This window comes from Pseudoalteromonas sp. GCY, assembly GCF_016695175.1.
Classification (GTDB): domain Bacteria; phylum Pseudomonadota; class Gammaproteobacteria; order Enterobacterales; family Alteromonadaceae; genus Pseudoalteromonas.
The window spans coordinates 478,533-492,203 of sequence record NZ_CP068023.1; the positions used below are offsets into that span (position 1 = coordinate 478,533).

Genomic DNA, 13,671 nt, shown 5'->3' on the forward strand with positions numbered 1-13,671 from the left:
ATGAATAAAAATATTGTTACTATACTCGCGGGTTTAGCGCGTACTCGATCTCAAGATATTGCTTATCAGTATTTTTACGATGAGGCATTACCAAGTAAAACCATTTCCTACCAAGAGCTGCATGAGCGTGCAGTCTCTATTGCTGAGACATTGAGTGAATATTTTGAACCGGGTGACAGAGCATTATTGCTGTACAACTCTGGATTTGAATTTATTGAAGCCTTTTTTGCTTGTTTATACGCAGGGATAATTGCGGTACCGGTCTATCCACCTAAAAAGAATCAAAATGTTGATCGTCTGCGCGCCATCATCGAAGACGCAGGTGCCAAAGGTGCGCTTACCAGTGAAAAGATCAATGAAATCGCCAAGCCATTGCTTGATTCTGAGCCAAGCCTAGCTCAATTAGCACTATTTACTACCGATAACATTGCACTTAAATCGACGACTCAACAGTGGCCTCGTGCACAGAACCGTGGTGAGCAACTGGCATTTTTGCAATATACCTCAGGCTCGACGGGCACACCCAAAGGTGTGATGGTAACCCACAATAATATTCTTGATAATCAGGCGCTCATGAAAGAAGCGTTTGGTCACGACAGCAACTCTTCGATTGTAAGCTGGTTGCCTCATTTCCATGATATGGGACTCATTTTTGGCATTATGCACCCAATTTACATCGGTGCGACAGCCGCGCTGATGAACCCGGCTTATTTCCTGCAAAAACCACTACGTTGGCTAAAACTGCTTTCACAAACTAAAGCATTAACGTCAAGTGCGCCAAACTTTGCCTATGATCTGTGTGTGGACACCGTCAAAAATGAAGACCTTAAAGATTTAGATTTGTCCCATTGGCGCTCAGCATTAAATGGCGCAGAACCAGTGCGTGCCAGCACGTTAGAGCGCTTTTATCAAAAGTTTAAAGTGTGTGGCTTACAAAGAGAGAGTATCGCACCTTGTTACGGCATGGCAGAAACCACCTTATTTGCAACCGGTGGACGTCTTCTAGAAAAGCCAAAGATATTACGTATTGATGCAGCCAAGCTACAGCAGGGCATAGCCGAACAAGTCGCAGATGAAGGTCCAGTAGATGCGTTTTATGCATTAGATGTGGCTGATGAACAGCAACCTTATTACGCCGTGTCTTCTGGCGTGAGTTGGGGCGAGCATTGCATTGTGATTGTTAACCCAGAGTCTTTTGAAGCCTGCAATGATGGTGAAACCGGAGAAATTTGGGTAACTGGCCCAAGTGTAGCAAAGGGGTATTGGAATAACCCAGCGGCAACCGAGGCTACGTTTCATGCCAGAATTAAAGGTGATGACGAGCGGAATTATCTGCGTACTGGTGATTTAGGCTTTATCCAGCGTGGGGAATTGTTCGTTACCGGACGCGCCAAAGACGTGCTTATCTTCCGCGGTAAAAACTACTACCCGCAAGATATAGAACTTACGGTTACAGAAGCAAGCGATAGCTTAGAGCAAAATGGCGGCGCGGCGTTTTCGGTCGCCTCTAATGGCGATGAAGAGCGTTTGGTCATCGTGCAACAAGTTAAGCGTACCGCGCTTAGAAAGTTAAATGCTGAGCAGGTATTGCAGCAGATCACCGCAGCGATCGTTGAGCACCACGGCATTACGCCTTATGACATCGTATTGATAAAACCTGGCCGTATTCATAAAACATCGAGCGGTAAAATTCAGCGCCAGGAGAATAAACGCAGTTATTTAGCCGATAATTTTGAAGTAATTGCGCGTGCCCGTGAAGAAGCTACGCCACAACAAGCTGAGGTGCCATCCTCCTCGTCGTCACTACAGCAAATTCAGCGGTTATTACAAGAGTTAGTCGCACAAGAAATAGATAAGCCCGCGCGTAGTTTGGATATCGACGCGCCATTCTTGGCATTAGGTGTGGATTCGATGAAAGCGGTACGGATCTCAGGGGAGTTAATGGAAGTACACGAGCTAGACCTTGAGCCAACGATACTTTACGAATATCCCTCCATTCGCGAACTAGCCCAGTATTTAAGCCAGTTTAGTACGCTTACTCAAGCCCTAGGAGAGACAGAGCGTAACGAGTCGAAAGGCGCCACTGAGCAAGCGAATAAGACGCAGCCTACTTGCCGAGCTGAAGATATTGCAGATACAGATATTGCCGTGATTGGCATGGCCTGTCGTTATCCTTCAGCAAATGGACTCGATTCTTTTTGGCAGCTGTTATGTCAGCAGGGCGATGGGATCACCACGCCAGATCCTAAGCGCCAGCAGCTTTGCCCTAACCTTGAAGCCGATCGACTCGGTGGCTATCTAGAGAGTGTCGATGAGTTTGATGCTGCGTTATTCGGCATCTCACCACTTGAGGCCAAGCATATCGACCCGCAACATAGATTGCTGCTCCAAACGACTTATCACGCCATACAGCATGCAGGTTACCAACCTGCCACGCTCGCAGGTAGCGATATTGGCGTGTATGTTGGTATATCGCAAAATGACTATTTTTTATTGTCGCAACAACAGCAAAAAAGTACCGCGTATTTAGGCACGGGCACTGCGCTGAGCATTGCTGCAAACCGCATTTCTTATAGCTTTAATTTTACCGGCCCGAGTGTGGCGATTGATACTGCGTGCTCATCATCACTGGTGGCGCTTCATCATGCAATTCAAGCACTAAGAAATGGAGAAACGAACGCGGCATTGGTGGCGGGCGTTAATCTTATTCTGAGCGATGATGTGACTAAGGCCTGTGAAAACGCACAAATGTTGGCAGCAGACGGCCATTGCAAAACTTTTTCACAGGCAGCGGATGGCTATGTGCGAAGTGAAGGCGTTGGGGTGGTGATGCTTAAGCCGCTACAACAAGCCATGGCAGACAACGACCCGATTGTTGGTGTACTCAAAGGCAGTGCAATTAATCAAGACGGCCGCAGCAATGGCATTACCGCGCCAAATAGTGCCGCGCAACAGGCTGTGATCAATGCAGCCCTTGGTAATGCCAAAATGCAGGCGGGGGATATCCACTATGTGGAAACCCATGGCACGGGTACGGAGCTTGGCGATCCTATCGAGATCACAGCATTAAACCGCACGTATGGAGAACACCATAGTCGTCATGATCCGGTTATTCTCGGTGCGGTAAAAGCGAATATTGGTCACCTTGAGTCCGGTGCGGGTATTGCTGGGCTTATCAAAACGCTACTATGTTTACAGTATGGGCAAATTCCTGCGCAGCGTTATAGTGAGGTGTTAAACCCGCATATTCCATGGCAAAAACTCCCATTTATGGTGCCGCAAAACATGCAGACATGGCCTGTACAACAAGGGGGAATAAGAGTCGCTGGATTAAGCTCTTTTGGTTTTGGTGGTACTAATGCACATGTGATCTGTGCACAAGCTCCAGCGCCTAAACCCTACACGCAAGCTGAAATAACTCCGCCTTCGTTTTTTCTATTGCCTCTGGCTGCTAAGTCAAAAACTGCATTGCAACAACTTGCTGGTTACTATAGTGAACGATTGTCGAGCCTTGCTCCTCAAGCATTTGATGACTTCTGCGCACAAAATGCCGAGCAAGTGCCGCTTAAAGGTGTGCATAAAACGTTTAGTGGCGTGAGTAGAGATGCACTTATTTCGCAACTGAATAGCCCCATTATTGTTGAGCAGCCCTCGGCAAATGCTGCACCAGAAGTCGCGTTTTTGTTCACCGGACAAGGTTCGCAATACCCGTTGATGGCTCACTCTTTATATCAACACCATGCAGTGTTTCGTAGCCAGTTAGATGACATTGACAGTCTGGTTGGCGAGCGCTTTGGTGCGCGCCTTTTGGATGTGTTATTCGATAAAAAGCATAGTGAACTACTTGCACAAACCCGTTGGACGCAAGTGAGCTTGTTTGCCATTGAATACAGTGTGGCAAGGTTACTGATGCATTATGGGGTGAAGCCATCCCAGCTGCTCAGTCATAGCGTTGGTGAGTATGCGGCTGCTTGTATAGCTGGCGTGTTCTCGCTTCGTGATGGCGTTGAGTTGATAGCGGCGCGTGGTCAACTAATGCATGAATTACCGATAAAAGGCAGCATGATCGCCGCAAGATGTGATGAAATAGCCGCACGTAATTGCTTGAGCGAGATTCAGGAGCAAGTGGTTATCTCAGCCCTCCATGGTGAGGCAGGGGTAGTATTCTCAGGTGCTGATGAAGCAATCACAGCCCTCAGTGACGTACTTGCAGCACAGCAAATTAAAGTAAAAGCGCTGCATACGGCAAACGCTTTCCACTCTCCACTGATGAACCCCATGCTAGACGCCTTTAGGGAAGTCGCTGAGCAGGTTAGATTCCAACAGCCTCGGCTGCCTTTTGTTTCATCCATGACAGGGCATGTAGAGACCGCACGCATTGCAACAGCTGAGTATTGGGTTGAGCAAATTATGGCGCCGGTTCGCTTTGTTGACTGTGTAACTGCACTTGAGTCAATAGAGCATGGCTTAGCGATTGAGCTTGGTCCCAAACCTATTTTGAGTGGCTTACTACAAGAAAACAGCAAAAACAAAGCGCTCAATTATGCCCATGTATTGCATCCCAAAGGCGAAGACAGCATGAGGTTCGCCGAGTGTTTGGGCACATACCTCGATTTAGGCGGGGCGCTCGAATGGCAACAGGTGTATGGCAATCGTCCGAGCGTTAGAGTGAGTTTGCCGCAATATCCATTTGATTGCAGCTCATACTGGATTTTTGGTACTGAACAATCACAGCCCGAAGCTCTGACAGTGGTAGAAGCGAGTGACCGTGATGCTCAGATCCGAAGCTTTGTGCTCAATACCCTAGCAGGACTCTTGTCGATGCCCGCTGATGCTATCCAAACCAACCTCCCTTTGTTAGAAATGGGGGTTGATTCGTTGATGATCATGCAGGCCGTTAGAGTGTACGAGCGGGAATTCGGTTTAGAGTTTAGTGTTCGTCAATTTTATCAAGAGCTCAGCGATGTCGATAAGTTAGTAGCCTATATTCAAAGCCATAGTGACTATCTCAAAGCGCCGCAAGGTTCACAACAAGCTGGCAGTTTGCAATCACCTGTATCGGTAACGACAGGTGCACTGCAAAGTAGTGAGGTAGAGGCTGACAACCACACACTCGTCGCTATCTATCAGGCGCAATTACAGGCTGCAAGCACAGTGACCAACGCTGAAGCGAGAGCTGCGTTAGAAGCGGTGGTGGGTCAGCAGTTACGCCATATACAGGGCGTGAAAGTTGAAAACAGTGCAGTCACCACGACAGCAACCGCGGTATCAAAACCCCAGCCGAGCAGAGCTCAAGCAGTATTACCGGGTGCGCAGCAAAAGCAAGTGCAGCGTGCCAATAGCAGCCCAGCCATGCGTCAACACCTTGCCGCATTGAGTGATGCTTACATTGCGAAAACGCATAGTTCAAAAGCGCTGGTGAGCGAATATCGCGCACGCCTTGCGGATTGCCGAGCATCGGCAGGTTTTAGACTATCGAGCAAAGAGCTACTTTATCCGGTGTTCTCTAAGCGCTGTGAGGGCGCATATATCTGGGATATCGATGATAATCGCTATATTGATATCACCATGGATTTTGGTACTAACTTATTTGGTCACAACCCTGACTTTATCAAAGCTGCGCTGGCACAACAGCTTGAAGCGGGTATGCAACTGGGGCTTGCCAGTCCAGATGCGCCTGAGGTCGCCGCACTTATCTGTGAGCTGACCGGGCTTGAGCGTGTATCGTTTTGTAACTCTGGTACAGAGGCGGTCATGACGGCGCTACGCTTGGCAAGAACGGTGACTAAGCGCGATAAAATTGTTCAATTCTCAGGCGCATACCATGGTCACTATGATGGTACTTTAGCAACTGAGTCGCCAGAGCAAGGCGTAGAGGCAATGTGTGCTGGAGTGCGTTATGGTGCAATCGCCGATAATCTTGTTTTACCTTATGGTGATGATGAAGCGCTTGAGACCATTACCCGAGAGGCGCAACATATTGCTGCGGTGATTGTTGAGCCAGTACAAAGCCGTCACCCTGAAAATCAACCTTGGGCGTTTTTACGTAAACTACGTACGCTCACCGAAGCCCATGGTATTGCCCTTATTTTTGATGAAATGATCACTGGCTTTAGAGCACATCCCGGTGGTATTCAAAGCTTGATAGGGGTTAAGGCCGATATGGCAACCTATGGCAAAATCGTCGGTGGTGGTATGCCTATCGGTGTGGTCGCGGGGGCCGCTACCTATCTCGATGCCATTGACGGAGGAAATTGGCAATACGGAGACGATTCCTACCCTGAGACCGATACCACCTTCTTTGCTGGGACTTTTTGCAAACATCCAATGACCATGGCGAGCGCCAAAGCGGTGTTGCAAGCGATTAAGTCGCAAGGTCCAGCGTTACAACAAGGGATCAACGACAAAACCGCGGCATTTAAAGCACATCTCAATGCGTTTTTTGAAACCCATGACGTACCCATTCGAATAGAAGCGTTTGCCTCATTATTCCGTTTTCGCTTTTCGCAAAATCTTGATGTGTTCTTTTATGAAATGCTAGAGCGCGGTGTGTTTATCTGGGAAGGGCGAAACTGCTTTTTCAGCGCCGCCCATACAGATGAAGACATTGCAGCGGTGATAAACGCAGTTGAAGCCAGTGTACTTAGCTTAAAACGCGCGGGCTACTTTGGTGAAACGAGTCAACGCGATGGCGATGCTGCATTCCCACTTAGCCATAGCCAGCAACAGCTATTGGCGATGGCGTTGACCTCTAGCGATGGGGCGAGCGCATATCAATTACAAGCTATATTAAAGCTCTCCGGCAAGCTCGATTTAGCGCGGCTGCAACAAGCCGTTACTGCGGTCTGCCGCGACTTCCCAATCTTGCGTTTTGGCGTCGATAGTGATCGCTTAATGCAATATTGCCGAGTGGAAAAAGCCGAGTTGCATATTGAGCCATGGAACGAAGAAGACCAAGCAGCATTGCAAGCGCGGTTATCCGCGCTGCGTTATCAACCGTTTGACTTTGCAAAAGACCCACTTTGTAGAGTGACGCTGTTGAGTGATGGCAAAGCGCAGCACTATCTAAGTGTTGTGGCCCATCATGTGATCTGCGATGGGCTTTCACTACAAATGGTGCTGGCAGCAATCGCTGAGCGCTACAATCAAGATGCAAAACAAAATGAAGTGGCAAGCCGAGCTGTCTCTTTTAGTCACTATGTTTATAGCTTGCAGACATATTCGCATTCACCGGAAGCTGCAAAAAACCAAGCTTTTTGGCATCAGTGCTTAGCTAATTCAACACCACTTGAGCTGCCAAAATCAACGACAGTGAGCGTGGCTTCATACCAAGTTAATCAGCTCACATTACCCATTTCATCGAGTGCAATCCGAAACACTGAGACCCTTGCTCAGTCTTTGCGTTGTGGGCAATTTGCGACGATGCTTGCACTTTATTGCTTGTGGCTACACAAGTTAAGCGGCCAGACTGTGGTAAGTGTAGGAGTGCCGGTATCGGATAGGCAACGACTGGCGTCGCAGTTTGAGCCTGAGTTACTCGACCAAGCGTTACTGGGCTATTGCACCAATATCTTGCCCATTGTGGTTGATGTGGCAGGCCTTAGCAATATCGGTGAGCTGGTACAGCGGGTGCAAAATACTTTACTTGATGCCTTTGATCACCAAACCCACCCGTATGCAAGCCTTGCCGATGATCAGCTTATTCTACCTAGCACTTTGTTTAATCTAGATAAAGTCACCACTTTGCCGAGTTTTAATGGGCTAGAAGTTGAGGTGCAGCCAAGTGTGGCTAAATTCGGCCAATTTGAACTGACGACAAATATGACCTGTGTTGCGGGACAGTGGTCACTGTTAGTGGAATATCACACAGGGAAATTTGATACTGAATTAATGACCCAATATGTGGCTAAGTTTGTCCATTTGCTGTCGCAGGTTCAAGTCAACACGCCTATAGGGGCTCAAAATGAGCTGATGCAAAGTAGTGATGATGTGTATCGATTGGTTGAGTTACCACTGCAAAAAGAGAAATTGGTCAAGGTCGCGACGAGTTTCGTTGAAACTTGGCAGCACAATGTGTCGCGTTGCAGCGCACGTATGGCACTGGTAACGGATGATGTGAGTCTCAGTTATGAGGCGCTAGATGCGCGTGTTAATCAGCTGGCTCACTACTTGATGAAGCAGCAGGTAACGCCCAATAGTATCGTGGCGGTGGCATTACCACGCAGGGCGGAGCTGTTGATAGCACTCATGGCAGTGATGAAAGTTGGAGCTGCATTTTTACCACTCGATCTCACCTTTCCTGACGAGCGTATCGCGCATATCTTAGAGGATGCCAAAGTGAGTGTTGTGCTGTGTGATGCCACCAGTGCAGAGTCTGCGTTATTCAATCATGGTCGTTTCAAACGAGTTTGCATGGACAGTGATGCCGAAGAGATTACCAAAAGCTCGGCTCGCAGCCCAAGCTTGCTAATTCAAGCTCAGCAGCGTGCTTACGTGATTTACACCTCTGGTTCCACGGGATTACCCAAGGGCGTTGAAGTCAATCACGGGGCATTTGCTAATCTGCTTGCATCTATGTGTCGTGAGCCGGGGCTGGTGGCAGATGACCGCTTATTGGCCATTACCACGGTGGCGTTTGATATTGCCTTGCTTGAGTTGTTTGGGCCATTACTGGTTGGTGCGTCGGTGGTGCTGGCAAGCGATGAAAGTGTTAGCGACCCCGCAGTGCTTGGCGCGCTTATTGAACAGCAACAGATCACGGTGATGCAGGCAACGCCAACGCTATGGCAATTAGTGTTAAATGCGGCGCCAGCATGCATCTCTGGAATAAAAGTATGGAGCGGCGGTGAGCCATTATCTCAGGCACTGGCCGCGCAGTTACTTAGTCACAGCAAAGCGGTTTATAACTTATACGGGCCAACCGAAACCACGATTTGGTCGGCGGTGGCACATATCGACAATGCCGCAGAGATAACCATTGGTAAAGCGATACAAAATACCAGCTTATTTGTGCTCCCAACCGAGTGCCATGGTGAAGGACTGCCTTTACCCGATGGCGTATGGGGCGAGTTATACATTGGTGGTAGTGGTGTTGCTATGGGTTATTTACATAAAGCGGAGCTGACCCAGCAGCGCTTTACCAATCATCAATTTTCAGCTTCCATTAGCCGCCGTTTATACAAGACGGGAGACAAGGCGAGACGGTTAGTTGATGGCCGCTTTGAAGTAAAAGGACGCTTAGATAACCAAATTAAGCTCCATGGTCACCGTATAGAGCTTGGCGATATCAGTCATCATTTGGGGCGGATACTCAATACTAGTGAAGTCGATGTTTTCGTACAAACGCTAGAAACAGGCCCATGTCTGTGTGGTTATATGATTGATGATGGTGAGTTATCAACCGAGTGGTCTTCGCCTCGATTGCGCCAAGTGCTCGGTGAATGGTTACCAAGTTATATGGTGCCTGAGCATTTTGTTTGGTTAAGTCAATGGCCGATGACACCAAATGGTAAGCGCGACCGAAAAGCACTACCAAAGCCTGCTGCTGAGCAAGTATTAGAAATATGCACGTTGGCTCCTCGCACTGAAACAGAAAAACAGCTGCATCAACATTATATAGCTCTACTCCCTGTTGAGCAGCTGGGCGTCACAGCACGTTTTGTGGATAGCGGCGGCAATTCGGTGATTGGTATGCAGTTGGTATCGAGACTCAACCGAGCTTTCAATATTAAATTGACTATTGGCGACATCTTTGAGCACGCCTGTATTGCAGAGCTTGCTGAGTGTATAGAAGCGCTAAAACAAGCTCATGATGCTATTTCGGTAGAGACGCAAACTCCAAACGTAGAGAAAGTCAGTGATATTGTAAGCGATCGAGATTTGAGTGCTGCTCTAAGTGATAAATCTATGACGGAGATGGACTTGTAATGATGGATAACTTAGCGATTAAACAGTGGTTAGATGAGCTGGACCGTCAACAGATTTATGTTTATTTACAGCAGGATAAATTAAAACTTAGAACACCCCTTGGGCAGGTGCCTGAGGGTATTCTGGATAAGATAAAGGCGCACAAAGCTGCGCTCATCACCTACCTTCAAGGGCAGCAAAAGCAATCTGCTGCGCTCTCGGCAGCACAGCAAAGAATGTGGTTTATTGATAAATATGAAGGGGGCACTGCGGCATACAATATGGCTGGGCTAGTTAAATTATCGCAGCCATTTTCAGTCACGGACATTGAACAAGCGTTGAGCCGCTTGATAGCAAAGTACGATATTTTGAGAGCTCGATTTATCACGGTTCAAGGGAAGGTCGTGCAGCAAATTGAACCTGCTGAGGCGATGAAAATTGCTCTGATGACAGTGGATGAAGAAGCGCTACCCAATCAGCTACCAGAGTCGATTAAACAGGCTGTGCGGTATCAGTTTGATCTTGCCAACGAGTCGCTGCTGCAAGTGACGGCTTTGGTGAGCAACTCTCACATCGCTTGCCGCTGGTTACTAGTTAACATGCATCATATTATTGGTGACGGCTGGAGCGTGACTGTGTTTATCAACGCACTGCTGTATGAGCTAACTGAAGCGTGTGTTGAGCTTCCCGATTTACAGTATGTTGACTATGTGCACTGGGAGCAGCAATTAAGACAATCCCCAGCTTATCAACAACAATTGGCTTATTGGACTGGGCAGTTAGAGGCATTTACACCGTTTGAGCTGCCCACCAGCTATCCAAGAAAAAAAGAAAAACAGTACCAAGGTGACACATTTCGTTGTTCGTTTAACGCAGAACAAATACAACTATTAGATAAAGCTTGCCACCTTGACGGCGTAACACATTTTACCGCCTTGCTTGGCGTGTTTTACATCTTGCTTTATCGCTACAGTGAGCAAGCCGATATTACTTTAGGGGTGCCGGTTGCAAATCGTCAGCAAAGCGAGTTTGAAGCTATGCTTGGCTGCTTTATTAATACCTTGCCACTGCGTATGCAGTTAAACGGTCATCACTCCATGAGTGAGGCGATTAAGGCGCTGCAATACAAAGTATTGCAAGGGCTTAGTAATCAAAACGCTGCCGTGGAAGACATCATTGAAGCGCTGGAGCTACCCAAATCCGCTGCGCATTCCGCCTTGTTTCAAGTGTTATTTAACTACAATGGTGTAGCAAGTAATAAGGTGTCGGTAAATAACCAATTAGAAGCCGAGTTAATTGCCCTAGATAATGGCACTGCCAAATTTGACTTAACCTTATCTGTTGATGATACAGATGATGCCCTTGTGTGTGACTTTGTTTATGCAACAGGGCTCTATGACCGTGCGCTTATTCAGCAATTTGCCGATGATTATTTGGCACTCGTCCAGTGCTACTGTGCTAAAGAGGCATTGCCAATTGACTACTTGGTGCTTAAATCAACGAGCGCACCGACAAAGGCGGCGGATATCAATCACAACATCGGCCAGCCGATGCTTGTGCCGCAAGCAATCAGAGATATAGCGCAAACCCAAGGCGAGGCGATTGCAGTGATTGTGCCAAGCATCAATGGCGAAGCATCGCGTACTCTGACCTACAAACAGCTACAATCTCAAAGCCTACAAATTGCCAACAACTTACATGTTCCAACGTCAATCATTGCGCTGATAACAACGGGTGGTATGAGTGACATTCTCACTATGCTTGGCGTAATGCAAAGTGGCCGCGCGTATTTGCCCATAGATGGCAATATGCCCACTGCTAGAGCGCTACAAATGCTAGCGCAAGCTGAGTGTAATACGGTGGTGGTAAGTGTAGAAACGTCACTTTGCCAAGCGTTACGAGAAGCTGGCATCCAGGTGCTTGACTATAATGAGCTGAGTCAAAACAAAGGAGCGCCGCAGCAAACTTATTCACCAAGTTATGATGATAGCGCGTATGTGATGTTTACTTCAGGGTCAACTGGTACGCCCAAAGGGGTCGAGATCAGCCATGGCGCGCTGAGCTATTATTGCAGCAGCATCGCAGCACGATTGAGTTACAACCAAGATACGCGAGCGGGCGTGGTCACCGGGCTTGCCACGGATTTATGCTTAACGGCTGTCTATCCGGTGCTTACTCATGGCGGCACTGTGGTACTCACCCTTGCAAACCAAGCGCCAGAACCCGCTGAAATCGCAGCTAAGTTAGTGGCTGAGCAAGTTAACTTGATAAAATTAACCCCTTCTTTTGCCGCGGTGCTTTTGCCTCAGTTTGCTGAGCAAAAGCCCGCTATTTCGCAATGGGTGTTAGGTGGAGAAGCATTGGGTGAGCAGCTTGTTGATAGCATTCGCACGCTGACGCCCACGGCGCGTATTTTTAACCACTATGGTCCGACGGAGGCTTGTGTTGGAGTGGTTTGTCATGAAGTCACAGACAGAAGACTAACCGGCCACAGTTATCCGATCGGTACGCCTTTGGCACATGTTACCACCTGCGTACTCAACAAACAGGGGAGGCCAACACCGGTTGGCATGCCTGGTGAGCTCTATATTGGCGGGCCGAGCCTCGCCAAAGGGTATATAAATGCGCTTTCAGAGACCACAGCTCAGTTTACAAGCGTCTTGCAAAATAGCGGTCAACGCACGCGTTTTTACCGCAGTGGTGATAGCGTTAGGGTGAATGCGAGCGGCGAGCTTGAATTTCTTGGTCGAATTGACAAGCAAGCGAAAATTCGCGGTTACCGTGTTGACCTCAATGAAATAGAAGCTGCACTGTTAGCACTTGATGAGGTAACGCACGCAGCAGTCGTCGTGCGCAAGCTCGGCAAACAAGATGCCTTGGTTGCTTTTGTGGTAAGTGTTAATGACAGCCTCTGCGCTGCAACCAATCTGCGCGAGGTGATCCGTCAAGGCTTGAAGCGTCGCTTGCCTGAGCCGATGATCCCAAGCTGGATAGAACTTTGCCAGCACTTACCGACACTGAGTAATGGCAAGATAGACCGCCAACAATTACAGTCTTTGGCATTAACTTCTCAAAGCCAAAGTAGTGAGGTGACGAGTGCGTTGCAGCGACAGTTAATCACACTCTATCAAACCTTAACGGGCGCACCAGAAGTGGGGCTGCACGATAGCTTTTTCAGTATTGGTGGTCACTCTTTATTGGCAATGCAATTACTCAATGAACTAAGAGCCCAGCTCTCGGTGGAGGTGAGCTTAAAGCAAGTGTTTGCCAATCCTAGCGTATTTGAACTAAGCGAGATGCTGGCTAACTCTCAGTCTCAATCTTCATTACCAAGTCTACAACCTGCACCATCACAGCCCAATTATCCTTTGTCATTTGCACAGCGGCGCTTGTGGTTTGTAGATCAACTGCAAGGGCACAGCAACCAGTATAACCTACAGGGCATATTCCAATTGCAAGGCAAGCTGAATGCTAAGGCCTTAGAGCAAGCCTTTATTGCTGTGATTAAGCAACATCCAGTCTTGGCGTTTAATTATCATCAAAATGAGCAAGGTGAGCCGCATCAAAGCGCTAACCTTGATGCTCGATTTATCTTGGTTAAGCACGACTGGACAGATAAATCCGCTGAGCAACAAGCACATGCGTTAGAGCAGGTTATCGCAGAAGATTACGCAACCAGCTTTGATTTAAGCCGTGATTTAATGCTGCGCGCCAGTCTTTATCAGCAGCAGGCAATGCGGGCTACCCTTGTGATCACCTTACATC

General features: G+C 48.1%; 2 protein-coding genes (1 of these 2 cut by a window edge). Both read left to right on the forward strand.

Features of this window, described 5'->3' with window-relative positions:
* A complete protein-coding gene (locus JJQ94_RS07385) occupies positions 1-9,927 on the forward strand; it encodes a hybrid non-ribosomal peptide synthetase/type I polyketide synthase (protein ID WP_099028978.1) in 9,927 nt (3,308 codons plus the stop codon).
* Positions 9,927-13,671 carry the 5' end (the start) of a non-ribosomal peptide synthetase gene (locus tag JJQ94_RS07390; protein ID WP_099028979.1) on the forward strand. It continues 6,077 nt past the right edge of the window, so the window shows 3,745 of its 9,822 coding nt (coding positions 1-3,745); it begins with the start codon at positions 9,927-9,929; its stop codon lies off the right edge, out of view. The genes JJQ94_RS07385 and JJQ94_RS07390 overlap by 1 nt, the downstream gene beginning before the upstream one ends.